General features: G+C 60.4%; 24 protein-coding genes. 19 read left to right on the plus strand and 5 right to left on the minus strand.

The window, feature by feature from the left end; all coding sequences use genetic code 11:
• Window positions 1–442: 442 nt before the first annotated feature.
• The 5 genes from ACYVM5_RS18675 to ACYVM5_RS18695 all read left to right on the plus strand — a co-directional run bounded on the left by ACYVM5_RS18675 (window position 443) and on the right by ACYVM5_RS18695 (window position 7586).
• Entirely contained in the window at window positions 443–1291 is an 849-nt protein-coding gene (locus ACYVM5_RS18675) for a hypothetical protein (protein WP_460619605.1), read from the plus strand.
• 103 nt (window positions 1292–1394) lie between these two features.
• Window positions 1395–1862, plus strand: coding sequence for a hypothetical protein (locus ACYVM5_RS18680; protein WP_460619606.1), 468 nt, complete (start codon window positions 1395–1397; stop codon window positions 1860–1862).
• Between the two features lie 126 nt (window positions 1863–1988).
• On the plus strand, window positions 1989–5408 hold the full coding sequence (locus ACYVM5_RS18685) for a methylmalonyl-CoA mutase family protein (protein ID WP_460619607.1): 3420 nt from the start codon (window positions 1989–1991) through the stop codon (window positions 5406–5408).
• A 79-nt stretch (window positions 5409–5487) separates the two neighbouring features.
• Entirely contained in the window at window positions 5488–6402 is a 915-nt protein-coding gene (locus ACYVM5_RS18690; protein ID WP_460619608.1) for a DUF6438 domain-containing protein, read from the plus strand.
• 143 nt (window positions 6403–6545) lie between these two features.
• Entirely contained in the window at window positions 6546–7586 is a 1041-nt protein-coding gene (locus tag ACYVM5_RS18695; protein WP_460619609.1) for a Fic family protein, read from the plus strand.
• Window positions 7587–7747: 161 nt separating this feature from the next.
• Here ACYVM5_RS18695 and ACYVM5_RS18700 read toward each other — a convergent pair whose 3' ends face one another.
• Together ACYVM5_RS18700 and ACYVM5_RS18705 are read right to left on the minus strand one after the other, a co-directional pair.
• A complete protein-coding gene (locus ACYVM5_RS18700) occupies window positions 7748–8149 on the minus strand; it encodes a helix-turn-helix domain-containing protein (RefSeq protein WP_460619610.1) in 402 nt (133 codons plus the stop codon).
• An 8-nt stretch (window positions 8150–8157) separates the two neighbouring features.
• Window positions 8158–8490, minus strand: a complete 333-nt coding sequence (locus tag ACYVM5_RS18705) for a type II toxin-antitoxin system HigB family toxin (protein ID WP_460619611.1) — start codon at window positions 8488–8490, stop codon at window positions 8158–8160.
• A 300-nt stretch (window positions 8491–8790) separates the two neighbouring features.
• Between ACYVM5_RS18705 and ACYVM5_RS18710 the strand changes: the two genes are divergently transcribed.
• Genes ACYVM5_RS18710 through ACYVM5_RS18720 form a run of 3 tightly spaced genes read left to right on the plus strand, consistent with a single transcriptional unit; the run spans window position 8791 to window position 11831 of the window.
• On the plus strand, window positions 8791–9405 hold the full coding sequence (locus ACYVM5_RS18710) for a hypothetical protein (RefSeq protein ID WP_460619612.1): 615 nt from the start codon (window positions 8791–8793) through the stop codon (window positions 9403–9405).
• 41 nt (window positions 9406–9446) lie between these two features.
• Window positions 9447–10265 carry a DUF6597 domain-containing transcriptional factor gene (locus ACYVM5_RS18715; protein ID WP_460619613.1) on the plus strand — a complete coding sequence of 273 codons (819 nt, stop codon included), beginning with the start codon at window positions 9447–9449 and terminating at the stop codon, window positions 10263–10265.
• 27 nt (window positions 10266–10292) lie between these two features.
• Window positions 10293–11831 carry an FAD-dependent monooxygenase gene (locus ACYVM5_RS18720; RefSeq protein ID WP_460619614.1) on the plus strand — a complete coding sequence of 513 codons (1539 nt, stop codon included), beginning with the start codon at window positions 10293–10295 and terminating at the stop codon, window positions 11829–11831.
• A gap of 39 nt (window positions 11832–11870) precedes the next feature.
• Here the strand turns inward: ACYVM5_RS18720 and ACYVM5_RS18725 are convergent, their stop codons facing one another.
• Both ACYVM5_RS18725 and ACYVM5_RS18730 read right to left on the minus strand, forming a co-directional pair.
• Window positions 11871–12308, minus strand: coding sequence for a hypothetical protein (locus ACYVM5_RS18725; protein ID WP_460619615.1), 438 nt, complete (start codon window positions 12306–12308; stop codon window positions 11871–11873).
• A 72-nt stretch (window positions 12309–12380) separates the two neighbouring features.
• On the minus strand, window positions 12381–13469 hold the full coding sequence (locus ACYVM5_RS18730; RefSeq protein WP_460619616.1) for an adenylate/guanylate cyclase domain-containing protein: 1089 nt from the start codon (window positions 13467–13469) through the stop codon (window positions 12381–12383).
• A gap of 109 nt (window positions 13470–13578) precedes the next feature.
• Between ACYVM5_RS18730 and ACYVM5_RS18735 the strand changes: the two genes are divergently transcribed.
• From ACYVM5_RS18735 to ACYVM5_RS18770, 8 genes are all read left to right on the plus strand, one after another.
• Window positions 13579–14451: an aldo/keto reductase gene (locus tag ACYVM5_RS18735; RefSeq protein WP_460619617.1), complete on the plus strand. Its 873-nt coding sequence runs from the start codon at window positions 13579–13581 to the stop codon at window positions 14449–14451.
• Between the two features lie 129 nt (window positions 14452–14580).
• Window positions 14581–15057 (plus strand): DinB family protein, encoded by a 477-nt coding sequence (locus ACYVM5_RS18740; protein ID WP_460619618.1) that lies wholly within the window; start codon window positions 14581–14583, stop codon window positions 15055–15057.
• Between the two features lie 112 nt (window positions 15058–15169).
• The gene (locus ACYVM5_RS18745; protein WP_460619619.1) at window positions 15170–16246 is read left to right on the plus strand and encodes an OmpA family protein; all 1077 of its coding nucleotides are present in this window, start codon (window positions 15170–15172) and stop codon (window positions 16244–16246) included.
• Between the two features lie 8 nt (window positions 16247–16254).
• A complete protein-coding gene (locus ACYVM5_RS18750; RefSeq protein WP_460619620.1) occupies window positions 16255–16818 on the plus strand; it encodes a pseudouridine synthase family protein in 564 nt (187 codons plus the stop codon).
• A gap of 126 nt (window positions 16819–16944) precedes the next feature.
• Window positions 16945–17079, plus strand: a complete 135-nt coding sequence (locus tag ACYVM5_RS18755) for a hypothetical protein (protein ID WP_460619621.1) — start codon at window positions 16945–16947, stop codon at window positions 17077–17079.
• A 235-nt stretch (window positions 17080–17314) separates the two neighbouring features.
• Entirely contained in the window at window positions 17315–17944 is a 630-nt protein-coding gene (locus tag ACYVM5_RS18760; RefSeq protein WP_460619622.1) for a peptidylprolyl isomerase, read from the plus strand.
• Window positions 17945–18040: 96 nt separating this feature from the next.
• Window positions 18041–18745 carry a hypothetical protein gene (locus tag ACYVM5_RS18765; protein WP_460619623.1) on the plus strand — a complete coding sequence of 235 codons (705 nt, stop codon included), beginning with the start codon at window positions 18041–18043 and terminating at the stop codon, window positions 18743–18745.
• Between the two features lie 109 nt (window positions 18746–18854).
• The gene (locus ACYVM5_RS18770) at window positions 18855–20819 is read left to right on the plus strand and encodes a KUP/HAK/KT family potassium transporter (protein WP_460619624.1); all 1965 of its coding nucleotides are present in this window, start codon (window positions 18855–18857) and stop codon (window positions 20817–20819) included.
• A 115-nt stretch (window positions 20820–20934) separates the two neighbouring features.
• On the opposite strand, the gene ACYVM5_RS18775 is transcribed toward ACYVM5_RS18770, so the two are convergent.
• Window positions 20935–22749 (minus strand): M61 family metallopeptidase, encoded by a 1815-nt coding sequence (locus ACYVM5_RS18775; protein WP_460619625.1) that lies wholly within the window; start codon window positions 22747–22749, stop codon window positions 20935–20937.
• A 135-nt stretch (window positions 22750–22884) separates the two neighbouring features.
• Here ACYVM5_RS18775 and ACYVM5_RS18780 point away from each other — a divergent pair, with 135 nt between their 5' ends.
• The 3 genes from ACYVM5_RS18780 to ACYVM5_RS18790 all read left to right on the plus strand — a co-directional run bounded on the left by ACYVM5_RS18780 (window position 22885) and on the right by ACYVM5_RS18790 (window position 25687).
• Window positions 22885–23805, plus strand: coding sequence for a C40 family peptidase (locus tag ACYVM5_RS18780; protein ID WP_460619626.1), 921 nt, complete (start codon window positions 22885–22887; stop codon window positions 23803–23805).
• A gap of 609 nt (window positions 23806–24414) precedes the next feature.
• Window positions 24415–24855, plus strand: coding sequence for a DUF2147 domain-containing protein (locus ACYVM5_RS18785; RefSeq protein WP_460619627.1), 441 nt, complete (start codon window positions 24415–24417; stop codon window positions 24853–24855).
• 196 nt (window positions 24856–25051) lie between these two features.
• On the plus strand, window positions 25052–25687 hold the full coding sequence (locus ACYVM5_RS18790; protein ID WP_460619628.1) for a hypothetical protein: 636 nt from the start codon (window positions 25052–25054) through the stop codon (window positions 25685–25687).
• Window positions 25688–25729 lie beyond the last annotated feature (42 nt).

The raw sequence follows: 25729 nt of genomic DNA on the forward strand, positions 1-25729 counted from the left end.
AGGAGGAGTGCTCGGGAGGCGCTCGGTGCGCCGCCCACGGCCGCGACCAATTGGGCCGTGCCGGGCGGCTTAGTAAGCCGGGGAAGGTGACGAGGAAGAGGTGCCCTTGCGCAGGCTAATTGCCAGCAAGCCAAGCACCAGCATCAGGGAAAACAGAAGCGAGGAGGTAACCATAACCGTGCGATTTAAAGGCCAGCAGAACAGTGTCAATCGGTAGTTTACCAATTACTGCAAGTTGCACCCTGCAGCCGCTCTGGCGCGGTGACAACAATCATATATTTCTATGATTTTGATTACCCCATCCGCGGCTCTACCCCACGCCACCCAAGTGGCGCTACAGAAGGCATATTGCGCTTTGCCAGCATAGCGCGGCATCGCAATTGCAGCCCAACTGCTTAGTTTTGCTGATTCCCCAATTTTGCCCGCTTCAGTAAAGCTGCCTATGCAACCGGAAACCGCTACTCTTTCTTCCCTTAAAACCGACCGCCGCAAATTCTACATCGTGGCTGCCAACGGCACGGCGCTGTATGTGCTGGCCTATTATCTGGTGTGGGGGCTGCACCAGGCGGCCAAGCTGGCCGTGTCGCATCACTTCCAGCTGCGCGGCATCTGGGACCCCAGCACCATCCGCTACACCCTGGCCGATAACGAGTGGTGGCGCACGGCCATCATCGCGGTGTATGGCAGCGGGCCGGTGGTCTGCCTGGTGCTGGGCCTGGTGGCGTTTCGCTGGTATTGGCGGGGCGAGCGGGCCCGGCGGGGGCAGTTCAAGCTGCTGCTGCTGTGGGTAGCTTTTCACGCCTGCAACGCGGTATTCGGGGCCTTGCTGGCCGATACGTTCACGCAATCGGGTTTCTGGTACGTTCCCGACTGGCTCCTGGGCCTTGGCAATGTGATGAACGTGATACTGGCGCTGCTAGCCGGGCTGGTGCAGCTGGGCCTGGGCTATTTCGGGGCCATCGCCTTCCTGCAGGCCCACGACTCGCACACCGTGATGCGCTACGATAAGCGCCAACTGATGGTAGTAAGCACGCTCATCGTGCCCTGGGTGGCGGGCGGCATCTTCATTGCCCTCACCAAAATGCCTTACCTCACCGTGCAGGAAACCCTGCACCTGGCCATGATGGGCCTGCTGGTGACCCCACTGGCCCTGGGCTGCCTCAACGAAGTATTCTCGGAAACCGTGAAGCGCCCGCAGGCCACGCGCGTGGCCTGGGGCCTGGTGGGCTTAGCTATTGTAGTGGCCGTGGTCTGGCGCCTGGCCCTGAGCCCGCCGCTGACGTTTGGCTGATTTAGGCAATGAGCGCGAGATATACAAAACCGAAACGCCCCGGCCATCCCGCCGGGGCGTTTTTCGCACCTTTTATATTGCTTACCATATTACACTACTTCAAATGTCACATTCCTTCTTCCAACGGAAGCAAAGCCAAGAAATCCTTCGAGATGATGCCTTCCTGGAACGGGTTGTTACCAACCGTAGATTGGTCGGCCTCATGAGCAATCCGAAGTGGGTAAAGCTGCTTCATGTAATGGTCGAGAATCACAACTTAATTAGGGAATGTCAGGTCAAATTGATTTGGGAGCAGGAATACCTTGGTCGATGGCTTCTCATAAATGAGTATACCGATTACCAGTTCAATTATTACTGCAAGTCAATGGAAGCAATGATTACTGGTAAGCCGCGCGGCTGGTATGATTATCGGGAAATTGAGTGGGTGGAATTTCCGCGTCATCTCACGGACCAAGCTGGAGAGCAGGACCTTGATGCTATTCAGTCAGCCCTCTCGCAAGCCGGCCAGCTTCCCTTTGTTCTAACCGATGCCTCATTACGACTAGAAGCTTATCGTGCCGCCGCTGCCTAAGCTATTACGGTTGTCACTAGCTGTAAACTCTGCCCCGGCCGACCCCGCCGGGGCTTTTTCGTACCTTCGCCCACGGTTTCCACCCTCACGGCCGCGGACTGAAAGTCCCGCCCTACTCCTTATAGTATGCACCCCGCTCCCACCGCGCCTTATAAGCCCCAGAACCACGTTCGCATCGTCACGGCCGCCGCTTTGTTTGATGGCCACGATGCTGCTATTAACATCATGCGCCGCATTATTCAGAGCAGTGGCGCGGAGGTGATTCACCTCGGGCACAACCGCTCGGTGCAGGAAATCGTGGACTGTGCCATTCAGGAAGATGCCCAGGCCATTGCCATTACCAGCTACCAAGGCGGGCACAACGAGTATTTCAAGTACATGTATGACCTGCTGAAGGAGCGCGGCGCGGGCCACATCAAAATCTTCGGCGGCGGCGGCGGCGTGATTCTGCCCACCGAGATTGCCGAGCTGATGGGCTACGGCATTACCCGCATCTACTCGCCGGACGATGGCCGCGCGATGGGCTTGCAGGGCATGATTAACAACCTGCTGGAGCAGGCCGACTTCCCCACTGGCCAAAACCTCAATGGCGAGGCCGGCCACATTCAGGACAAGGACGCCCGCAGCATCGGCCGCCTGATTTCGGCTGCTGAGAACTTCCCCGAGGAGTTTGAGCGGGTGAAAGGCCAGTTGGTGCAGGAGTTTCAGCACAGCGAGTCCAATCAAAACCAAACGCTTTCTTCCAAGTCCTCCGCTCCTATTCTGGGCATCACGGGCACGGGCGGCGCGGGCAAGTCGTCGCTGGTGGATGAGCTGGTGCGGCGCTTCCTGTTTGACTTTCCGGAGAAGACCATTGCCATTATCTCCGTCGACCCCAGCAAGCGCAAGACGGGCGGCGCCCTGCTCGGCGACCGGATTCGGATGAACTCCATCAACTCGCCGCGGGTGTACATGCGCAGCCTGGCCACGCGCCAGAGCAACCTGGCCCTCTCGCGCTACGTGCAGGATGCCGTGGACGTGGTGCGCGCCGCCAACTACGATTTGATTATTCTGGAGACTTCGGGCATTGGGCAGTCCGATACCGAAATCATTGAGCACTCCGACGCCAGCCTCTACGTGATGACGCCCGAGTACGGAGCGGCCACGCAGCTGGAGAAAATCGACATGCTCGATTTCGCCGACGTCATTGCCCTGAACAAGTTTGACAAGCGCGGGGCGCAAGATGCCCTGCGCGACGTGCGCAAGCAATACCAGCGCAACCACGGCCTCTGGGACACGCCCACAGACCAGATGCCGGTGTTCGGCACCATTGCCTCGCAGTTCAACGACCCGGGCATGAACCGGCTGTACCGGGCGGTGCTGAAGATGCTGGAAACCAAAACCGGCGCCACCTTCGCCTCGCACCTGGAAACCAGCGCCGAGGACTCGGAGAAGATTTACATCATCCCGCCGCACCGCACCCGCTACCTCTCCGAGATTGCCGAGACCAACCGCGCCTACGACCAGCGCGTGCGCGAGCAGGCCCAGATTGCGGAAGTGGCCGGCGCCTTTGCCAAGCTCGAAGAGCACTACCGCGACGAGAAGAAGAGCAGTGATAGCATGGTGGAGGAGTTTGCCAAGAACAAGCAAACCCAGCTCCGCCGCCTCGACGCCGACAGCCAGGCCATCTTGGAAAACTGGGAAAGCACCCTGCAAAACTACCGCAACCCGGAGTACGTGTACTCGGTGCGCGGCAAGGAAATCCGGGTGAAGACGCACACCAAGTCGCTGTCGGGCAACGACATTCCGAAGGTGGCCACGCCGCGCTACTCGGGCTGGGGCGACCGCCTGCGCTGGGCCATGCAGGAGAACTTCCCCGGCGAATTCCCCTACACGGCCGGCGTGTTCCCCTTCAAGCGCGAGGGCGAGGACCCGACGCGCATGTTTGCCGGCGAGGGCGGGCCGGAGCGCACCAACCGCCGCTTCCACTACGTGAGCATGGGCCTGCCGGCCAAGCGCCTGAGCACGGCGTTTGACTCGGTGACGCTGTACGGCGAGGACCCCGACCACCGGCCCGACATCTATGGCAAAATCGGCAACGCGGGCGTGAGCATTTGCTGCCTCGACGACGCCAAGAAGCTGTATTCGGGCTTCAACCTGGCCAACCCCAGCACCTCGGTGTCGATGACCATCAACGGCCCGGCGGCGCAGCTGGCGGCGTTTTTCATGAACGCGGCCATCGACCAGCAGTGCGAGCTCTATATTAAGGAGCAGGGCCTGGAAGCGGAGGTCGACGCCAAAATCGACCAGATTTACGCGGAGAAAAACCTCTCCCGCCCCCGCTACCAGGGCGAGCTGCCGGCCGGCAACGACGGCCTGGGCCTGATGCTGCTCGGCGTGACCGGCGACCAGGTACTGCCCGCCGACGTGTACGCCGACATCAAGGCCCGCACCCTGACGCAGGTGCGCGGCACCGTGCAGGCCGACATCCTGAAGGAAGACCAGGCCCAGAACACCTGCATTTTCAGCACCGAGTTTGCGCTGCGCCTGATGGGCGACGTGCAGGAATACTTCATCCAGCAGCGGGTAAGGAATTTCTATTCCGTGTCCATCTCCGGCTACCACATTGCCGAGGCCGGCGCCAACCCCATCACCCAGCTGGCCCTGACGCTCTCCAACGGCTTCACGTTTGTGGAGTACTACGTGAGCCGCGGCATGAGCGTCAACGACTTCGCGCCGAACCTGAGCTTCTTCTTCTCCAACGGTATCGACCCGGAGTACGCCGTGATTGGGCGGGTGGCGCGCCGCATCTGGGCCAAGGCCATGAAGCTGAAGTACGGCGCCGACGCCCGCAGCCAGATGCTGAAGTACCACATCCAGACCTCGGGCCGCAGCCTGCACGCCCAAGAAATCGACTTCAACGACATCCGCACCACGCTGCAGGCGCTGTACGCCATCTACGACAACTGCAACTCCCTGCACACCAACGCCTACGACGAGGCCATCACCACGCCCACCGAGGAATCGGTGCGCCGGGCCATGGCCATTCAGCTCATCATCAACCGGGAGCTGGGCCTGGCCAAGAACGAAAACCCGCTGCAAGGCTCCTTCATCATCGAGGAGCTCACCGACTTGGTGGAAGAGGCCGTATTGGCCGAATTTGACCGCATCACGGAGCGCGGCGGCGTGCTCGGGGCCATGGAAACCATGTACCAGCGCGGCAAAATCCAGGAGGAAAGCATGCACTACGAGATGCTGAAGCACACCGGCGAGTACCCCATCATCGGCGTGAACACCTTCCTCTCGTCGAAGGGCTCGCCCACGGTGGTGCCGGCCGAGGTCATTCGGGCCACGGAGGAGGAAAAGCAGTACCAAATCGAGATGCTGCAAAACCTGCACACCCGCAACGCCGACCAGACCGAGGCCCGCCTCAAGCGCCTGCAGCAAGTGGCCGTGGCCAACGGCAACCTCTTCGCCGAGCTGATGGAAACGGTGAAATTCTGCTCGCTCGGCCAGATTACGAACGCGCTGTTTGAGGTTGGGGGCCAGTACCGGCGGAATATGTAATCTTATAGTCTTTGGCATCTGAAAGGAAGCTGTCTAGGTATAGGCAGCTTCCTTTTCTTTTACAGGCAGTTTGTTATTTATGAAACTGAAATCCCTACTAACACTTTTACTGATTCTTCTGTACTTAGCTGCAAATGCTCAGATTGACACCTTGCGCAGTAAGGTTGGTATTGAAGCTTACCTAAAGCACAGATATCATTACAAGTCTATTCAACTAAAAGAAGTAAATTCCATCATAAAAGATAGTACCGCTTTGCCGGCTTCTGACCCGAAGTATTGGTTAAAAGCCGACTTCAATCATGATGAAAAAATAGACCTCTTTGTAGCTGCATCTGTTGACGAGGGCAAACGAGGAGTTCATGACTTATTCCTCGTACTTGCAAGCGACCACAAGCACTACTCCAAAGTAGATATTGGCCATCCACTTGATTATTGGATGCACGGAGGCACAACTTCTTGGGCAATCTACTCGAAGTCAAATCGGGATTACCTAGTTATGCACTGCTTGACATCAAAGATTCCTCGTTTGAAGACCGGAGGTTGGGGAAACCGACTTGCATATAGTGTAACTCATGACACACTTTTTGTGATAGATGCCAAACCTATAATTCATGCCACTCATCCTTCAAAACTCATAATCGAATCAATCAAGTTTTCGACAACACAGTGTTTTGGGACATGCCCTGTTTTTCAACTTGTAATCAAACAGGACGGCTCGGTTAGCTATAAGGGAATTGAGTACGTCGAAAAAAAGGGTGATTTTAATTTAATTATGACAAAGTCAGAACTCAATTATTTAAATAAACTATTGGCAAACCTTAACTTGCCATATCTAGAAGATAATTATCAAGTCGATTATACCGATTCGCAAACTGCTTATCTAACCATTCGCTATACTAACGGCCAAACCAAAGAAATTGAAGATTACGGGCTGCAAGGGACATTTGGACTAGCGACCCTTTACAGCTTCTTGTTCGGATTAAGGAACTTCTGAGCAGCTTCCTTCACCTCTTCCGCCACTCAAGAGGCGGCGGGGGCGCGCGGGGTGGTCGGGTAAGCACCATTCTATCGTATCGCTACTAGCTCCTATCGTATCGTACCGTATCTGGCGCGGCGGGCGGCGCGTACTTTTGCGGCGTGGAAACGCAGGTACATACGGTGACGGTGACGCTGGATTGGGGGTTGTTGGCGGCGGTGAGCAAGCTGGATAGGTTTGATGCGTCGTGGTCGGCCATTGAGCGGCGCGAAGGCCAGAGCCTGAAACAACTCAAAGCCATTGCCACGGTGCGGAGCGTGGGGGCCTCAACGCGCATTGAGGGCTCGCGGATGAGCGACGCGGAGGTGGACGTGCTGCTGCGCAACACCGACATTACCAAGCTCGAAGACCGGGATTCGCAGGAGGTGGTGGGGTATTTTCAGGCGCTGGATTTGATTGCGGATTCCTACGCCGACATCGACCTCACCGAAAACAGCCTGAAAGGACTGCACAGCCAGTTGCTGCGCTTCAGCCGCAAAGACGAGTGGCACCGGGGCAACTACAAGCAGCACCCGAACTCGGTGGAAGCCCACCTGCCCGACGGCACCAAGCGGCTGGTGTTTGCCATCACCGCGCCGGGCTTCGCCACCGAGGACGCCATGCGGGCGCTGCTGGCCTGGTATGCGCAAGACACGGCTACGCACCCGCTGGTGAAATGCGCCCTGTTCTGCTACGAGTTTTTGAGCATCCACCCGTTTCAGGACGGCAACGGGCGGCTCAGCCGGCTGCTGGCCACCCTGCTCCTGCTGAAGCAGGGCTACGTCTGGATTCAGTACGTGAGCCTGGAGCACGAAATAGAAAGCCGCAAAACCGAGTATTACCGCGAGCTGCAGCGGTGCCAGTCGCAGCGGCCGGGCGAGAATATCTCGTCGTGGCTGACGTTCTTTTTCAGCGCGTTAGGCAACGTGCAGCAGCAACTGTTGCAGAAGCTCACGGCCGAAGGCGCAGACAGCCAACTGCAGCCCCGCGAAAAAGCAGTTTTGCTATTCGTGGAAAACAATCCCGGCTGCCGGTCTGGGGTCATCGCCGAGCGGCTGGCCATTCCCGCGCCTACGGTGAAAAAGATACTGGCTATTCTGGTTGACCGCGGCCTGATTGCACGGCACGGCAACGGCCCAGGGCTTAATTATACGCTGAGCTAAGGGCACCCGGCGTCCTACAAGGGCCACCTGAAAACTGCGCCGCAATGTCGGGAGCCGCTGCAATAGCTTCTGCTGCCTCTCCAGCCACGCAAGAGGCGGCGCGGGCGCGGGGGGCGTGTTTTGTAGCTTATGCCGCCGTTTATGTGAACCACCTGCGCATTCTAGGGTAGCGTAGCGGCCGATACGGCCAACTCATACGGCCGATTAAATGCTTCCTGCGAGACGTGGAAGTAGCTGGCGAGGCGCCGGATTACTTCTTTCGACAGGCCCCGGCGGCGGTTGAGGATATCCGAAACGGCACCTTTGCCTATGCCAAGAGCGGTGGCCAGGTCTTTGGCCAGCAGTTGGCGGCCGGCCATGAGGGAGCGCAGCAGGTCGATGGGGTCGGTTTCGGGCAGGGTGGCGTGGGCCTGGTCCCAGGTTTCGATGAGCAGCGTGAGCAAGTCGATTTCCTCCTGGATGGCAACGGAGGGCGCCGGCTGGATAACGAGCTGTTCTAGCTGCGCACAGTAGGCTTGGTACTGCTGTGCGTCCTTAATAACGGTGTATTTCAGGGTGTCCATTAGCGGGATTAGAATAGTATGACGGTGTACTGCTGGTTCTTGGCGCACAGCTTACTGTATTCGGCATGAGTGCCCAGCCAGCACACAAACAGATGCACCTGATGCTGGCCGAAGGCGTAGCTGGCGATAAGGCGGTAGTTGTTCCCGCCAATGTCAAACACTACGCGGTTGCTGCCGTTGCCCAGCAAATCGGCAGCGCCGAAGGTTTGCTGAATATCGGCGGGCGTATTCCAGTCGGCATATTTCACGGCCGTCAGCCACAGTGCGAAAGCGGCGCGGCTACGGGCGTGCCGGGCCGCATAGTCTTCAACGGTTTGCCGCTTGATGAGGTGAACTTTCATAGTAGGTACGCCAAATCTACAGCAAAAGTTCGCACTTTGCGAACCCAGAAAAAGTGAGTTGCTATTCTCAGCAGCTTCTGTCGCATCATAAGTCACTCAGGCGGTGGCGGGCGTGAACACAATTTTATACAGATGAACAGGGTTTAAGGACTTAAGCTTATTCCTCACCCATTACCTCAAATGCACGCCTTTAAATACTGCCTGTTCATTTGGTTGCTAACTGGTTGCTTCGCTTGTAGCCACTCGCCACAAGAGGTGGAGTTAGAAGGACGAACCACGGCAAGAGGCAATCAGTATTCGATGTTTCACCCTCAAAATCTGTCCATTAAGATTCTGGCGAGCCGGCCCGCGGTAACCGGCCTTCGCGTCCAGCTGAGCGTGGCCGCAGCCTACACCGACCTGGATACCGACCAGCCGCTCGACCTGCTGGTGAGCCCGGGCCGCGCTGTGCAGCCGAAGGCCACGGTGGGCTTTTTGGATGGGGTACTGACAATTACCGGCGACTCGCTGCGCATTGCCCGGATTCCCAGAGGGCAGTCGCCGCCCGGCGCGGAGCTGGCGCGGGTGCAGCGGCAGCACGGAACGCTGCTGTTGCAAGAGCTACTGGTGTTTCGGGGCCGGAATGTGCGGGAGGCCGGGGGCAGCTTTTTCCAGCGCCGGGCCCTGGTGGAACTGAAAAACCATCGGTTTGCGGTGGTGGAAAGCCTGGCTGATGACCTCACGATGCAGCAATTTGCGGCCGACCTGCTGGAACTGGGCGCGCTCAATGCCATCAACCTGGACATGGGCGGCTGGGACGAAGGCTGGTACCGAGCCAGCAGCCAGGTGGTGAAGCTGGGCCACCGGCGCACGGACACCAACCGGCAGTCGAACTGGCTGGTGTTCGAAGGGCCGGCTTCGGGTTTGCACGATTGACAAGCTGTCCGCCCACGTCCGCCGGGGCGCTATCTTTCCGCATGCATCATCAGGAATTCGAACCGCCGGAAGCGCTCCAGGCTACCATCAAGTGCTTTTGGTACGACCGGATAGAGTTCGGCGCCTCCCCCGCGAGCTTTGAGGTGCAGCCGGACGGCTACGCGGAAATCATTTTCAGTTTCGGCAGCGCGTGTAGCATGGCCACCCCAAACGGCCAGCAGCCCCTGCCCTCCCCGTTTCTGGTGGGCCTGCTCAACCAGCCAATACATTTTCAGGCGCAACACCGGCTCGAAATTATCGGCATCCGGTGCTTTCCCTGGACGGTGTTTGAGCTGCTTGGCTTGCCGGCCGGGAAGGACGGCGTGCGCGTGGTGGAACACCCCATTGCCCGGCTGCAAGCTACCCTGACGCCACTCATGGCCGCGGGCAACATTGCCGCAGCCATAGCGGCAGTAAGGCAGTATTTCCTGAACGGCCTGCCGGAAACGGCCCCTAACCAACTGCTCGGCAAAGCCGGCGATGCCCTGCGGGCCGCCCACGGCACCCTGCCGGTAAGCGAGGTGGCGGCAGCAGCCCATGCCACGGTGCGGACGCTGGAGCGGAAGTTTAAGCAGGCGGCGGGCCACACGGTGAAGGACGTGTCGGGCCTGATGCGCTTCGAGCAGGTGCGCAACCACTTGTGGCAGCATCCGGCGGCCAGCCTGGCCGGCCTGGCGCAGGACTTCGGCTACGCCGACCAGGCCCACCTGAGCCGGGAATTCAAGCGGTACAGCGGCACCACGCCCGCCGCCTTTGCCCGCAATGCCCGGAACCGGCAGCAGGCGGCCGGCCCCGATTTTGTCGCGTTTGTACAAGCCTGACGCGCAAGCCGGCCGGAGCTTTGCAGCATGAACATGACACTGAACAACGAAAAATCTGCCCCGGCCTACGATGTTATTATTTCCGGCGCGGGGCCGGTGGGCCTGTTTCTGGCCGCCGAGCTGGCCCTGGCCCGCTGCACCGTGCTGGTGCTGGAGCAAGCGGAGAACCCGACCTCGCCCCTGAAGCAGCTGCCTTTCGGCATTCGTGGGCTCAATGCCGTATCCATTGAAGCGCTGGACCGCCGGGGGCTGCTGCAAGAGCTGGAACTGCACAAGCGCCTGACCAACCCGCACCAACATGCCGGGCAAGGGCCGCGCCGGCAGGTGGGGCACTTCGCCGGCATTCCGTTTGAAGAAGGCCATATTGATGCTGCCCAATGGCCGTTTCGGTTGCCCAGCTCGACCGCAACCAGCCTGCTAACGGCCCTGGCGGAGCTGGAACCGGTGCTAACGCGGCGCGCCGAAACACTGGGCGTGACCATCCGGCGCGGGCTGGGCGTTAGCGGCTTCCAGCAAACCGATGACGGGGTGACGGTGCAGGCCGGCGGCCAGGTTTTCAGCGGCCGGTGGCTGGTGGGCTGCGATGGCAGCCGGAGCGTGGTGCGCAAGCTGGGCGGGTTTGAATTTGCCGGCACGGAGCCGGAGTTCACCGGCTATACCACTTGGCTGGAGCTGGCCGACCCGGAAAAGCTCCGGCCCGGCCGCAACCTCACCCCCACCGGCATGTACCTGCAATCGCAGCCCGGCTACGTAATGCTCCAGGATTTTGACGGCGGGGCTTTTCACCAATCCGGCCAGCCCGCGACGCGGGAGCACGTGCAGGCCGTGCTGCGCCGCATCTCGGGCACCGATGTCACCGTCAAGGCCCTGCACGTGGCCACCACCTGGACCGACCGGGCCCGGCAGGCCACCGCTTACCGCCACGGCCGGCTGCTGCTGGCCGGCGACGCCGCGCACATCCATTCGCCCCTGGGCGGCCAGGGCCTTAACCTGGGCCTGGGCGACGCGATGAACCTGGGCTGGAAGCTGGCGGCCACCGTTCAGGGGCAGGCCCCGGCCGGCCTGCTCGACAGCTACGGCACCGAGCGGCACCCCGTGGGCGCGCAGGTGCTGGACTGGTCCCGCGCTCAGGTGGCCATTATGCGCCCCGGCCCGCAGGCCCACGCCCTGCAAGGCATCATCCGCGATTTGCTGGACACGCGCGACGGCACCACGTACTTTGCCGGCCGGGTGTGGGGCATTGCCCTGCGCTACGACCTCGGACGTACCCATCCGTTGGTGGGCCGCAGCGTGCCCAATTTCGCGTTGGAGGACGGCACCACGGTTGGTGAGCGCCTGCGCGCTGGCGGCGGCCTGCTGCTCGATTTTGCGGGAAATGCGGCATTGCAAGCGCTGGCTTCTGAGTTTGCCGGCTTCGAATACGTTGCGGGCCGGGCGCAGGAGCAACTGGGTTTGTGCGCCGTGCTGGTGCGGCCCGATGGGTTTGTGGCCTGGGCCACGGATGACGCCGTGCAGGCCGCTGAGTTTCGGGAGGCCGCCGCCCGCTGGTTTGCTTATTACCAGTAAAAAGACATCAGGCCATCAGGCCTCCGATTTTATTGCAGATTACGCCAGCAACCGGGCCTGGTGCGCGATGTTGATAAGCGCGGGCGCATTTTGGAGCGTGGCCAGCACCACTTCCTTGGCGGCCTGCTTCAGTTCGTCTTTGCTGATGTCGCGGGTTTCTTCCTGCACCAGCTCGGCCAGCGCCTGGAAGGCGTGCACAATAGCCTCGCGGCGGGGGCGCTCGGCGTGCAATTCGGCGTACAATTCGACAAAGTGCTGCTTGATTTTCTTGCGCCGGATGCGGCACACTGACTCTTTGCTGACGGAGGGCTGAATGGAATCGAGCAGCGCCACCAGGGGCAGCAGCCTGGTGGCAGTAGTGGCCACCGCGCCGGTGAGGCTGGCCCGGCGGGACTTCGCGCCTGCTGCCTCCAGCTCGCTGCCTTGGACAGGCAGAGCGGCATCGGGCTCCGCAAAATCATCGAAATAGGTAGACATAAAAGCCTGGTTCAGAAAATCGGTGCCAAGGGGCACGAAGACGAAAATAACAGGTAACCGGCCACAAACCATTCACGCTATTTCGGCCGAGTACAGCGCCACGGTGCCCGCCTTGCCCCGCAACGGAAACGCGCCCAGGGCCTGGAACCGAAATTCGGGCGGGTGCGGCAGGGCCTCGTAGAGCGCTGCTGAGAGCAGCAGGCGGCTATGCAGGGCGTTGCACTGGGCCTCGATGCGGGCGGTAGTATTCAGCACGTCGCCGTGAAAAACCAGCTCGATTTTCACCGCGCCCACCTGGGTGGCCATCACGGGGCCGCCGTGCAGGCCGGCTTTGAAGGCGGGCACAGCTCCGTAAGTGCGCAGGTAATAGTCGCGGCGGCGGTCGATGGCCTCTTGCATGGCGAAGAAGCAGCGCACGCAGCGGGCCTGTGCAATGCCGGGCCGCCACTCCCAGGTCACCACCACTTCATCGCCCACGTACTGATAAATCTCGCCCCGGTGGGCCACGATGGGCGCGCCCATGTCGAAGAAAAAGTCGCGGATAAGGTGGCTGTACCGCTCGTTGCCCAGCTCCTCGGCCAGCGCGGTTGAGCCCTTCACATCAACAAACAGGAAAATGCGCTGCTCGGCCACCGGGTGGTGGTAGCGGCCCAGAAACAAGCGCAGCAGCGCGGGTCGGCCTATTTTATTACTGAGCTGATAGAGCAGGGAGGTAAACAAACTCAGGATGCCGTAGCCCGTGAGCAGCCGCACGAAGGCCTTTCCCTCGGGCCGGATGGCCAGGGCGCGCCAGCTCTGGAACCCCTCGGCATCGAGGGCGGCCAGCAGGGTATTGTCGACGGCATTGCCAAAGATGCGGCGGACGAGGAAGAGCAGCAGCCAGAAGCCCGCCAGGTAAAACAGCATGCCCAGGCCCAACCGCGCCACCAGCCGCACCCGCGCAAACAGCTGCGGGTACACGTACACTTCCAGTGCGGCCACCAGCAGCCCCACCGGCCCGCCCACCTCCAGCGCCAGCCGCACATCGAGGCCCGACAGCGTGCCGCGCACCAGCAACACCAGCAGCAGCGTGCCCAACACAAAAAACAGCGTGAGCGCCAGCACCGAATGCCAGTAGAACCGTTGCAATGGCCGCCGCCAGGGCGAAGAATTGGAATGCATAGAGTGCGAATTACGCAGGAATTGTGCTTTCCAATACTTCATTTTGGCATTGGTCAAACATCACGGCCCATCAACCGTCTTCTGATTAGCTAACCCCATAACCCTGCTCATGCCCACTATCACCATCGCTCAAAATTCCGCGCAGCCGCTCACCGTCAACCGCCTCGGCTACGGCACCATGCGCCTTACCGGCCCCGAAATCTGGGGCGAGCCCGCCGACCGCCCCCAGGCGCTGGCCATCCTCAAAAAAGCCGTTGAATCGGGCGTCAACCTCCTCGATACGGCCGACTACTACGGCGAGGACGTGACCAACCGCCTCATCGCCGAAGCCCTGCACCCCTACCCGGCGGACCTCGTTATCTGCACCAAAGTGGGCGCCACCCGCAAGCCCGATAAAAGCTGGGTGGCCTTCAATACCCCCGAAAACCTGCGCACCAGCATCGACAACAACCTGCGCACCCTGCGGCGCGAGCAGATTCAGCTGGTGCACCTGCGGCTGATGGGCCACGGCGCGGTGCCGCTCGACGAGCAGCTCGGGGCCATGTTTGAGATGCAAAAAGAAGGCAAAATCCTGCACGTAGGCCTGAGCAATGTGAACCGCGAAGAGCTGGAAGCCGGCCTGAAACTGGGCGAAATTGCCACTGTCGAGAATATGTACGGCTACGCCCAGCGCACCAGCCTGAGCGCCCCCTACGGCGAAACCCGGGGCGGCGAGGAAGTGCTGCCCCTCTGCGAGCAGCATGGCATTCCGCTCATTCCCTTCTTTTCGCTGGTACACGGCCTGCCCAACGCGGGCAATAAGCTGGCCGAAATCGCCCGCAAGCACAACGCCACGGAAGCCCAGCTCAACATTGCCTGGCTGCTGCACAAGTCGCCCTGGATTCTGCCCATTCCCGGCACGTCGTCGCTGGCGCATTTCGAGGAAAACATGAAAGCGGCCGACATCAAGCTGAGCGCGGAGGACATGGCGTACCTGGGGTAATCAGGCAGATTTTATGGGATGAAATAACGTCGTGCTGAGCGCAGTCGAAGCATCCCTACCGTGCAAGTTGTTTTGCGGTAGGGATGCTTCGACTGCGCTCAGCACGACGTTTTCGATTTATTTAGCTTTATGACCGAATTAGCCCACGAAACCATGCTACTTGATACGCTCCGCCAGCTTTTCACCCGCGACCTAGACCGCCTGCAACAGGAAATTGAGCTGTATAATGACGAGCACCGCATCTGGCACGTCGAGCAGAGCGTTGCCAACTCGGCGGGCAACCTGTGCCTGCACCTGGTGGGCAACCTGACCACCTACATCAGCGCGGAGCTGGGGGGCGTGGCGTACACCCGGGACCGGGACCGGGAGTTTTCGCAAAAAGGCCTTCCCCGAACCGAGTTAATTCGGCAAATTGAAAAAACCCGCGCCGAGGTAGACCAGGCCCTAAGCCGCCTGCCGGCCAGCGCTTTGGCCGCTGAATACCCGCTGCAGGTGTTTGAGGCCCGCACCACCACCGAATATTTTCTGATTCATCTGGCCACGCACCTAGCGTACCATCTGGGCCAGATTAATTACCACCGGCGCTTGCTGGACGTTAATAAATAAGGCGTAGCCGGGAAATCCTGAACGCATTTTTTCGAGTCCAGGCCGGGCAACTTTCAGCCCGGCCTGCGCGTCTTTTCAGGAGTAAACCTAACTTCTGAGCTTATCTGAGAGCATGAAACGCCGCTTTTGGTATGGCCTCGGGGCGCTGCTACTGGCTGCCCCGGCGCACGCCCAATCCCTGACGGGCGTATGGCAGGGAGTCGAATCGGAAACGGGCAAGCCCAACGGGTACTGGCCCGCCGTGCTGCGCCTGCAGAAAAGCAAGGGCACCGACGTGTTTGGAGTGCTGTACCAAGAAGTGGGCGGCAACCCCGGCGTTTCGGTCACCTTCCAGATGAAGGGCAGCGGCAGCGCCACCGGCCTGCGCCTCGCCCACCAGAGCAAGCTCAACGAAACCGGCCGCAGCCTCACCAGCTACTGGTGCGACGGCGCCATCACCTTCACCTACGACCCCGCCCTGGAAAAACTGACCGGCCACGCCACCTACCGCCCCGTGGGCGACTGCAGCGTAGGCACGTTCACCTTCTACCGCGTCAAGCTGAAATCGTCGGCCACCGTGCCCGCCGGCACCGAAAGCACCATCCGCGTGTCGGGGCGCAACGTGCTCTGGTACGCCGATGCCGAACTGCAGCAGCCCCTGGCCGCCGGCAATACTTACCGCACCAAGCTCAGCAAAACCACCACTTTCTACCTCAAGCAGGCCTACTATCCCACCGAGCAAAGCCCGGTGGTACCCATCACCATTCAGGTGAGCGGGGCCAAACCGACTCCGGCCCCCACGCCCCCACCGCCACCCACGCCCCCGGCCGACTCGCTTGCCAAAGCGCCGGCACCGGCTGCTCCCATTCTGCCGGCCGCACCTGGCCCGGTGGTGCTACCCACGGTGCTATTCCAGCTGGGCACGCCCGAGCTGATGCCCACCGCCGCCCCGGCCCTCGACCAGCTGGCCACTGAGCTCAAAGCCCGCCCTAACTTGCGCCTGCGCATTGCCGGCTACACCGATAAAATCGGCGAGCCCGACAAAAACCAGCTTCTCTCCGAGCAGCGCGCCGAGGCCGTGAAAGCCTATCTGGTAAAAGCCGGCATCGCGCCCGAGCGCCTCAGCACCATCGGCTACGGCGACTCGCGCCCGCTCCACCCCTCGCCCGATGCCCGCAACCGGCGCGTGGAGGTGGAGGAAATAAAATAACATTACGTATGCCTCATCGCCACTTTCTTATCCACAAGCCCTACGGCTACCTCAGCCAGTTTGTGGGCGAAGCCAAGAAGAAAAAGCTGGGCGAATTCCATGACTTCCCCGAAGGCATCATGGCCATCGGCCGGCTCGACGAGGACAGCGAAGGCCTGCTCCTGCTCACCACCGACGGCCAAATGAGCGAGTATGTACGCAGCAAAAAGGTCGAGAAGGAATACTTTGCTCAGGTCGATGGCCTGATGACCGAAGCGGCGTTAAACCAGATGCAGGCCGGAGTCGAAATCGGCATCCACGGCGAGAAGTTTATCACCAGCCCCTGCGCCGCCCGCCGCCTCGACCCCGCCCCGGCTTTCGCCCCGCGCACCCGCAAAATCCGCGACGACCGGCACGGCCCCACTTCCTGGGTCAGCATCACCCTTACTGAGGGCAAATTCCGTCAGATTCGGAAAATGACGGCCGCCGTGGGCTTCCCAACGCTGCGGCTGTTTCGGGTCCGGGTGGGCGATATCTGGCTCGGCGACCTGGCCCCGGGCGCAGTAGTGGAAGTACCGGACTTCGGGTTGTAGGGAGCAGAGTCGTACCCCACCATTTTCCCATTATTAAATCATTATTTTATGCTGCATGCATAACATTTAACAACACGTGTCGTATCTTTGCCCCAGCATTCGACACTAGCCCTATGCCCTATTGATATGAAAAAAACCACTGCTTTCTCGGTTTCCTCGCTGCTGCTCCTGGGCGGCATGACCTACCTGGCTGCCAAACTGGCCGACCTGGACCTGACGTTCTTCTTCGACGGCGACGACGACCAGCACCACTACTGCTAAGCCTTATTTTATCGTTACGCAGCGTCCTATCCGCGTTATTACCTCAAAAAGCCCGGCCCATTAGCCGGGCTTTTTTGTTATCGCACCGGCCAAAGCGGCGGGGCCGGGCGGTTCGGCGCGGCTTTTGGAACCTTGCCCCGGCAACGGCGTAACCCGTTCAAGACTTTTTTCACTGGCTGCCGGTGGCCGCACTTGTTGCCCCCGCCGCAGCTTCACCAATCCCCCTCCTGGTTTTATGAACCTCGATTCCCACCAAGCTCAGGTGAGCTACATCATTGGCCGCGACCTGGCCCGCAATTTCGCCCAGCAGGGCCTCGAACTGGACGTTGATACCCTGGCCGGCGCGCTGAAAGAAGGCCTCCAGGGTCTCCCCAGTCGCCTCACCCAGGAGCAGATGCAGGCCGCCATGCAGCAACTACAGGAGCAAATGGGCGGCGCCGACGAAGACGATAACCAAGACCCCGAATCCATGAAGAACAACAAAGCCGAAGGCGAAGCCTTCCTCGCCGAAAACGCCAAGAAGCCCGGCGTCACCACCCTCCCCAGCGGCCTCCAGTACGAGGTAATCACCCAGGGCACGGGTGCCAAGCCCACTCTGAAATCGTCGGTAACCACGCACTACCACGGCACCCTGATTAACGGCACTGTGTTCGACAGCAGCTACCAGCGCGGCCAGCCCGCCACCTTCCCCGTGAACGGCGTGATTGCCGGCTGGACCGAAGCCCTGCAGCTGATGAACGAAGGCTCGAAATACCGCCTCTACATCCCCTCCGACCTGGCCTACGGCAAGCGCGGCGCGGGCCGCGACATCCCCGGCGATACCGCGTTGATTTTTGACGTGGAGCTACTGAAAGTGAACAACTGAGCGAGCGTACCGGCGGGAGCATCTCCCGCCGCTACCCGCACGGCGGCCCCCACCTGGAGCCGCCCTACCAGCACCATCCCGGCTGTTTCCAAGACCATGAATCCCTTACAAGCTCAGCCCCCCGCTGACCAGCCCAACGTGGCCCCGGAACAACCTTCCGGGGCCTCTTTGCTGCCTACACCCGGCGCGGAAGCGACTCCCGCACCAGCCGCGCCCTACTACCAGCCAGCCCCGCCCCTCGAGCCACTGCCGGAACTACCGCCCCTGCCCGAGGAGCGGTCTGCCGACGGCCGCGTAATCCTCACGGATAGCAGCGTGACGGTGCGGGGCCGGCAGTTCTCGCTGCGCGAGCTGGAGCGGGCCGAAATCACGCCCGTGAAGTGGATATTGTGGTATCTGCTGGGCGGCCTGGGCCTGGCCTTTGTCATGATTGCCTTCCTGCAAAACCAGCTGCGCACCGGCCCGGCCATGCTGGGCATGGTGGCCACGGCCCTCCTGCTGGCCTACGGGCACCGCGGCACCAACCGCCTGCGCCTGCACCGCTTGGGCCGCGAAGTCGTCAATTTTGCCCTGCCCAGCGATACCGCGCCCTGGCAGCGCCTCACCGGCGAACTGAACCGCCGCATTTTCCGGGTGCACGACTACGATGCCCGCCAGGCTGCCGCTGCATTGGCTGCGCACGACGAAGCCATGCGCCTGGCCGCCCAGCAAGCCGCCGAAACGGCCGCTGCGTCTGAAGCGCCACTTCCCGCTAATCCAGCGAGCCCTTCTGCCCCGACCGATTATCATACTGGTGCCTGATTTAGCCGATTACCGGCACACTCCCGTAAGGCTGCTAGCTGGGGCGCATCTGCTACCTTCGCGCCCCGTAAACCAATTGTAGCCCCCGATACCCGACCCTTACCCCACTATGAGTTCCGATTCGAAACATTCGCACACCGCCATTTCCGGGGCGGGGCTGCTGATTGCCCTGGGCATCATCTACGGCGACATCGGCACCTCGCCGCTCTACGTAATGTCGTCCATCCTCAAAAGCGGCCGGGTACCCGATTTGATTGACGCCCACCTGGTGCTCGGCGGCATCTCCTGCGTTATCTGGACGCTCACGCTGCAAACCACCGTCAAGTACGTGCTGCTCACGCTGAATGCGGACAACAACGGGGAAGGCGGCATTTTCTCGCTCTACGCCCTGGTGCGGCGGCGCGGGACCTGGCTTTCGGCGGTGGCCATCATCGGTGGCTCGGCGCTGCTGGCCGATGGTGTAATTACGCCGCCCATTTCGGTATCGTCGGCCGTGGAAGGGCTCAAAAACGTATTTCCGACGCTCACGCAGGACATTGTCGTTTACATCGTTATCGGCATCATCGCGGGGCTATTTCTACTGCAAAGCTTTGGCACTCAGATTGTGGGCAAAGCATTTGGGCCGATTATGTTTCTGTGGTTTACCATGCTGGGCGTACTGGGCACGAGCTGGATTATCCAGAACCCCGTCATTCTGAAGGCCATCAACCCCTACTACGCCTACGACCTGCTGGTGCGTTACCCCGGCGGCTTCTGGCTGCTGGGCTCGGTTTTTCTGTGCACCACCGGGGCCGAGGCGCTGTACTCCGATTTGGGCCATTGCGGCAAGGGCAACATCCGCATCAGCTGGACTTTCGTGAAGACCACGCTGCTGCTTAACTACCTGGGCCAGGGCGCGTGGCTGCTGGCCCATCAGGGCCAGATGCTGAACGGCAAAAACCCGTTCTATGCCCTCATGCCGCAGTGGTTTCTGCTCATCGGCATCAGCGTAGCTACGATTGCGGCCATCATCGCGTCGCAGGCCCTTATCACGGGTTCGTTCACACTGGTGGCCGAGGCTATCCGCCTGAATATGTGGCCCAAGGTGAAGCTCAACTACCCCACCGACGTGAAGGGCCAGCTCTTTGTGCCCAGCATGAACCGGCTGCTGCTAATAGGCTGCATCGGGGTGGTGCTCTACTTCCGCGAGTCGACCAACATGGAAGCGGCCTATGGCCTGGCCATCACGCTCACCATGCTGATGACCACCGTATTGCTCACCATGTGGCTGAAGATGAAGAAAGTGACCCTGCCGCTCATCATTTTATTCGCGGTGGTGTATGGCATTATTGAAGGCTCATTTCTGATTGCCAACATGATTAAGTTTCCGCACGGTGGCTGGGTTTCGCTGGCCATCGGCGGCACGCTCATGGCCGTGATGTACGTGTGGCTCAAGGCCTTCTACATCAAACGCCGCCTCACGGAATTCGTGCGCCTGGAGCCTTACGTGGATGCTCTCAAGCAGCTCAGCGACGACGATTCCATCCCGAAATACTCGACCCACCTCGTGTTCCTGACCTCAGCCGAGCGCAGCACCGAAATCGAGCAGAAAATCATCTACTCCATCTTCCAGAAGCGGCCCAAGCGGGCAGATATCTATTGGTTCATCCACGTGGACACCACCGACGAGCCGTACACGATGGAATACAAAGTAACGGAAGTAGCTAAAGACGACGTGTTTCGCATCAACTTCCGGCTGGGTTTCCGGGTGCAGCAGCGCATCAACCTCTACTTCCGCAAGGTGATTGAGGACCTGGTGCGCAACAAGGAAGTGGACATCACCTCGCGCTACGAGTCGCTCAGCAAGCAGCACGTCACAGGTGATTTCCGCTTCGTGGTGCTGGAAAAATTCCTCAGCATCGAGAACGACTTCCCCACCGTGGAGAAGCTAGTGATGCAGGCATACTTCTACATCCGCCAATTCATCGCGTCTGAGGACCAGTACTTTGGTCTCGACACTTCATCGGTGAAAGTGGAAAAGGTGCCGCTGGTTATTGCGCCGGTGCGAGAAGTGGCGCTGAAACGGATTAAGTAATGTCCTGATTCCGGCTCCACTATCGGCAAAAGAAACGGCCCCGTGCATTCGCGCGGGGCCGTTTCTTTTGCCGATAGTGGCAACGAGTTAAATGCTAATCATTAGCCGGTAACCACTACTTGCCCAGCCACTTCGCCAGCACTTTCTGCTGGGCGGCGGTGGGGCTGGCCACGGGCTGCACCGTGAACTTGCGGTCCGGGTTCGGCTGCGCCTTCAACGTAATGTCGCGGGTGAGGCCGTCGCGGCGCACTTGCAGCTTCACGTCGGTGCCCACGGGGCTGTTGACGAGGGCCTTCACCGTTTCGTCGCTGGGCGCGGCACCATTGATGAGCAGCACTTCGTCGGTGGCGCTGAGGCCGGTGTTCCAAGCGGCCCCATCGCGCACTACGCTGGCCACGAGCAGCTTGCCGGTGCGGTTCGAGAAGTTAGCCCCGAGCGTGCCGTCGGTGCTCAGCGGGGCGCTGGTCAGGGTGAGGCCGGCATAGCCGAGAGCAGTGCTGAAGTCGATGGGCTTGGTGCCGTACACGCTGTTCTGGAAGAACTCATCGAAGCGGCGGCCGGCCACGGTGGCCACGGCGTCCTGGTATTCCTGGTCGGTGAAGCCGCGCTTGGCTTTCACATAATACGTGTCGTAGAGCAGGCGCATCACGTCGTCGAGGTGCTTCGCGCCATTGGTGGCCTGGGCGATATTCAGGTCGAGCCAGGTGCCAATCAGGTCGCCTTTCGAGTAGTAGCTGATTTGGGTATTGTTGGCGTTTTCATTGGGCCGGTAATACTTAATCCAGGCGTCAAAGCTGGACTCGGCGGCCGACTGAATGCGGTTGCCAGGCGTATTTTCCACCTCCGTAATGGCGTTGCCCAGCTTGCCCAGGTACTCGTCGCGGGTCAACACGCCAGCGCGTTCCAGAATCTGCTTGGAGTAGTATTCGGTCATGCCCTCGCTCACCCACAGCATGTGGGTGTAGTTTTCCTGGTCGTAATTGAACGGCCCCAGTGCCACTGGCCGGATGCGCTTCACGTTCCAGAGATGGAAATACTCGTGCGCCACCAGGCCCAGGAAAGACTTCATTCCGGCATCGGTACCGTAGGTGGTGCGGCCCACTTCCAGGGTAGTCGAGTACAGGTGCTCCAGGCCGCCGCCGCCGCGCTCCAGGTTGTGCACGATGAACACATAATGGTCGAGCGGATTCTGGCCCACCACGCGGTGCGCTTCTTCGCATACGCGCTTCATATCAGCCACCAGCTTGGTGTCGTCGGCGGTGTAGGTGCCGTACATGGCCACCTGGTGCGGGGTGCCGTTGGCGGTGAATTCCAACACCTTCTGGTTGCCGATTTCAATCGGCGAATCGGCCAGCTCGTCGTAGCTCGCGGCTTTGTAGGTGAACTTGCCGGGGCCGGGGCGTAGGGCGGTGCTGACCTTCTCCCAGCCGGCAGCGGGCTGCACGGTGAGCGAGCTGCTCAGCATCTTGTTATCGGCCGGATACATAAACACGCTGCTGCCGTTGAGGTAGCCGTGGTCGCCGTCAATAAACGAGGTACGCACGCTCAGCTCAAACGCGTACACCCGGTAGCTCACCCGAAAATTGGCCTGCTTGGGGTGGCGCACCCGCCAGGTATTCTTGTTGATTTTCTCCACCGTCAGGGCCTGTCCGCCGCTGGTTTGGGCCTGGAAGCCTTCCACGTTCTTGGCGTACTCACGCACCAAGTACGAGCCGGGTGCCCACACGGGCATTTTCACGTCGGTATAGTCGGCCGGAAAACCGCCCAACTCCATTTTCACCTCGAAGTAATGGGACTGCGGCAACGGCATTGCCAGCGTGTAGCGCAACGTGGGCACCACGGCCGCCGGGCGGGCGTTTAAACCAGTAGTCAACATCAGCAGCCCCGCCAAAACAGCGGCACTCATCAATACGTTTGAATTTCTAAGCATTCGGAAAATGTATGAATTGGAAGCAAGGGCACAAAGTAAGCCCCACGGGTTGCCTCCAACCTAGCGGACGGCCCTGCCGTTAGGAGCTAGCGTGGCGCCTATCCGGCGGCCCCGCCCTTTTTGCCGGAATTTTATATGCGATATATCTGGATGATTTTTGTGGGGCTGCTGCTGGCGATGGTGGCTATTCTGCCACGCCTGGGCAAGCACCAGCCCGCTCAACCTGCGACAAACACCCCGCTGGCCGACTCCACATTGCGCGTCCAGCCGGCCTCCCTGCGCACCGCCACCAGCACCGCCCTCCCGCCCCGTGCCGACAGCATTGTGGCCTTCGGGCTGGCCCAGCGCGGCACGCCCTACGTGTACGCCGGCACCTCGCCACTCACCGGGTTCGACTGCTCGGGGTTCATCATGTACACCTTCGCCCACTTTGGGGTGCCGGTGCCGCATTCCACCGCGCTGCTCATCGATGTAGGCCGGCCCGTGGCCCGCGCCGAGGCCCAGCCCGGCGACATCGTCGTGTTCACCGGCACGGCTGCTACCAGCACCACGCCAGGCCACGCCGGCATCGTTATTTCGAACCGGGGCGAGCTGCCGCTGCGCTTTGTACACGCCTCCTCCTCGCGCCGCGAGCCCTTTGTGAAGGTAAGCCAGGTAGAAAACTCCGACTATGAGCGGCGCTTTATGCAGGTACGGCGGGTGCTGGGGCCGGGCACGGGCATCGTAGCTACGGCACGGCCGAAGGCATTGCCAGTGCCAGCCAGCACGCCGCGCGTGGCCACGCTGCTCCCCCGCCAAGTGGCCGTGCAGGAAGTGGCCGCGCCCATCCCCGCGCTCCCCCAGCGGCTGGCGACGAAGAAGTACTCAACATCTTCAACTATTGTGAAGAGGAAGACGGCGGTGAAGAAAGCGCCTGCCAAAGCAGCGGCTACGAAAGCAGCTACCAGGGCCCCCGTAACGGCAAAAAAGAAATCGGTTTCCTCCGTCAAGCATAAGGCGCCAGTCAGGGCTGCTCATACCGCTGCTAAAAAGCGCACGGCCAGCAAGGCTAACTAAATCCCAAAACTGCTTAAACGCAGCGATGCCCGGCCTGCCTTTGCCGTCCCACTGAAGGGCGGCTGGGCAAACCGGGCATCTAATCCTTCAAATCTTACCAAGCGGCGAAACTGGGGTGCAGTTCCGGCGTCTTCAGATAAGACCTGGCCGAATGTGGGCAGCCTTAGGAGCTACCCCACGAAGCTGTTGTTAGGCGCGTACTGCGGTGAAGCGTACGACATTCGACAGGCTTGGCAGGATTTGTTTGGGACTACTAGACATTTTGTACCTCCTTTCTTTACGTTCGACATTGCCTCAATTTCGCAGCCCAGCACCTTAGAGCCGCTCAAATGGGGTCGTAGCACTCACTACTGAGCGGTAAAGTTAATAGCGGGGGCTAAGGTTCAAAATTTGCCCGCCTTTTTTGGGGCGGCACGGCTCAAAAAGTGGCTTTAGGGCTGATTAACAGCCTTATTATTTTTCCGATTAACTACTGAATTTCTTGTAAGCAGCGCGGCGCATAAACTTGGCCGTAAACTTGCCATATCGCTGATAGGCTACCCGCCTGCTTGGCCTCTGAATTTTTTGCTTACCTTTTCCCCTCAAACCCACCTCATCCATTCTTCAGAAATGAAAAAAACCTTGCTCTTACTGGTTGCCCTTGTGCTGGGCCTCGCTGGCATGGCCTCCGCCCAAACCATGTCGCCGCTGGGCATCTGGACCAATTCGGAGAAGAAAGCCACCTTTGAAATCTACAAGTGCGGCGACAAGCTGTGCGGTAAAATTGTGAGCCTGACCATTCCCAACGACCCCACCACCGGCAAGCCCAAAACCGACTCGCAAAACCCCGACCCCAAGCTGCGTAGCCGGCCCCGCCTGGGCCTGGTGTTTATGCAGGGCTTCAAGTACGACAGCGACAACAAGTGGGACGATGGCAAAATCTACGACCCCGAAAGCGGCAAAACCTACTCCTGCTACATGAAGATGGAAAGCCAGAACACGATGGAAGTGAAAGGCTACATCGGCTTCTCGCTCATCGGCAAATCGCAGACCTGGACACGGGTGAAATAGTCCCGGTAACTTCACTGCTGCCTCGTTTGTGCTACGGCCGGCTTTCTCTCCAGAAGGCCGGCCGTTTTTTGTGGCACGGTATCGGTATTGCGGCGTCTGATTGGGCTTATTTGAGCATATTTGAAGGTTCAAGCCGCCCGCCGCGCCTAAACTATTTGCCCAAGCCGGTGTTTCGACTCCACTAACGCCCCCTGTTTTGTTCGATTTCATTCAGCAGTTGTTTCGCCCCAAAGCGGCCGCCCCGGCGGCCTGGCACGCCGTAGCCCTCACGGCGGCGCAGGCCCGGCGCCACGCCCGCTGGGTAGAGCAGCGCGTGTTTCTGAACTGGCTGGAGCCTTACTATAAAGCCTACCACCTGCGCAAAGGCGGGGCCGGCGGCAGCCGGGGCCTGCAAGTGCAAATCCTGCACGAGGCGGGCCGCCAGGGGGCCATGTTTTTCTTCGACCCCACCATCGGGCCGGGCAACTTTCGGCACTTCTATGAGTACTTGGGCGAGCGTCTGCTCGGGCTGGGCTACCACCGTGCCTGCGCCGACCAATGCACCCAGCGCAAGCAGCACCTGCGCGAAACCGTCCTCAAGCAGCTCTTCAAACCCAACCCCACCGACTGCCCCGAAACCGGCAACTGCAACCAGCGCTTCGGCCTGGTTACCATTGATTTAGTGGCGGTGAATGGAAACCCCATGTTCATCCGCCTCAGCAGCAACGCGGTACTGCAACCCGGCTTCACGCCCGCCAGCTCGTTCGATGAGCTGCTCCAGCACCTGCTCGATGCCCCGCCGCCCACACCGGCCACTCAGGCTTTGATAGCCGAGTACCACAGTCAGTTCTGACGGCTCAGTGCGACTGTTTCAAACACAAAAAAGCCGCTCCCG

It is taken from the genome of Hymenobacter ruber (assembly GCF_054783255.1).

Coding starts and splice junctions, on each gene's coding strand:
- ACYVM5_RS18705 (WP_460619611.1), bottom strand. CDS start 8,490: ATGAAAGTTCACCTCATCAAGCGGCAAACCGTTGAAGACTATGCGGCC.
- ACYVM5_RS18780 (WP_460619626.1), top strand. CDS start 22,885: ATGCGATATATCTGGATGATTTTTGTGGGGCTGCTGCTGGCGATGGTG.
- ACYVM5_RS18740 (WP_460619618.1), top strand. CDS start 14,581: ATGACCGAATTAGCCCACGAAACCATGCTACTTGATACGCTCCGCCAG.
- ACYVM5_RS18710 (WP_460619612.1), top strand. CDS start 8,791: ATGTTTCACCCTCAAAATCTGTCCATTAAGATTCTGGCGAGCCGGCCC.
- ACYVM5_RS18675 (WP_460619605.1), top strand. CDS start 443: ATGCAACCGGAAACCGCTACTCTTTCTTCCCTTAAAACCGACCGCCGC.
- ACYVM5_RS18690 (WP_460619608.1), top strand. CDS start 5,488: ATGAAACTGAAATCCCTACTAACACTTTTACTGATTCTTCTGTACTTA.
- ACYVM5_RS18765 (WP_460619623.1), top strand. CDS start 18,041: ATGAATCCCTTACAAGCTCAGCCCCCCGCTGACCAGCCCAACGTGGCC.
- ACYVM5_RS18745 (WP_460619619.1), top strand. CDS start 15,170: ATGAAACGCCGCTTTTGGTATGGCCTCGGGGCGCTGCTACTGGCTGCC.
- ACYVM5_RS18720 (WP_460619614.1), top strand. CDS start 10,293: ATGAACATGACACTGAACAACGAAAAATCTGCCCCGGCCTACGATGTT.
- ACYVM5_RS18770 (WP_460619624.1), top strand. CDS start 18,855: ATGAGTTCCGATTCGAAACATTCGCACACCGCCATTTCCGGGGCGGGG.
- ACYVM5_RS18730 (WP_460619616.1), bottom strand. CDS start 13,469: ATGCATTCCAATTCTTCGCCCTGGCGGCGGCCATTGCAACGGTTCTAC.
- ACYVM5_RS18755 (WP_460619621.1), top strand. CDS start 16,945: ATGAAAAAAACCACTGCTTTCTCGGTTTCCTCGCTGCTGCTCCTGGGC.
- ACYVM5_RS18725 (WP_460619615.1), bottom strand. CDS start 12,308: ATGTCTACCTATTTCGATGATTTTGCGGAGCCCGATGCCGCTCTGCCT.
- ACYVM5_RS18680 (WP_460619606.1), top strand. CDS start 1,395: ATGTCACATTCCTTCTTCCAACGGAAGCAAAGCCAAGAAATCCTTCGA.
- ACYVM5_RS18785 (WP_460619627.1), top strand. CDS start 24,415: ATGAAAAAAACCTTGCTCTTACTGGTTGCCCTTGTGCTGGGCCTCGCT.
- ACYVM5_RS18715 (WP_460619613.1), top strand. CDS start 9,447: ATGCATCATCAGGAATTCGAACCGCCGGAAGCGCTCCAGGCTACCATC.
- ACYVM5_RS18760 (WP_460619622.1), top strand. CDS start 17,315: ATGAACCTCGATTCCCACCAAGCTCAGGTGAGCTACATCATTGGCCGC.
- ACYVM5_RS18700 (WP_460619610.1), bottom strand. CDS start 8,149: ATGGACACCCTGAAATACACCGTTATTAAGGACGCACAGCAGTACCAA.
- ACYVM5_RS18775 (WP_460619625.1), bottom strand. CDS start 22,749: ATGCTTAGAAATTCAAACGTATTGATGAGTGCCGCTGTTTTGGCGGGG.
- ACYVM5_RS18750 (WP_460619620.1), top strand. CDS start 16,255: ATGCCTCATCGCCACTTTCTTATCCACAAGCCCTACGGCTACCTCAGC.
- ACYVM5_RS18685 (WP_460619607.1), top strand. CDS start 1,989: ATGCACCCCGCTCCCACCGCGCCTTATAAGCCCCAGAACCACGTTCGC.
- ACYVM5_RS18735 (WP_460619617.1), top strand. CDS start 13,579: ATGCCCACTATCACCATCGCTCAAAATTCCGCGCAGCCGCTCACCGTC.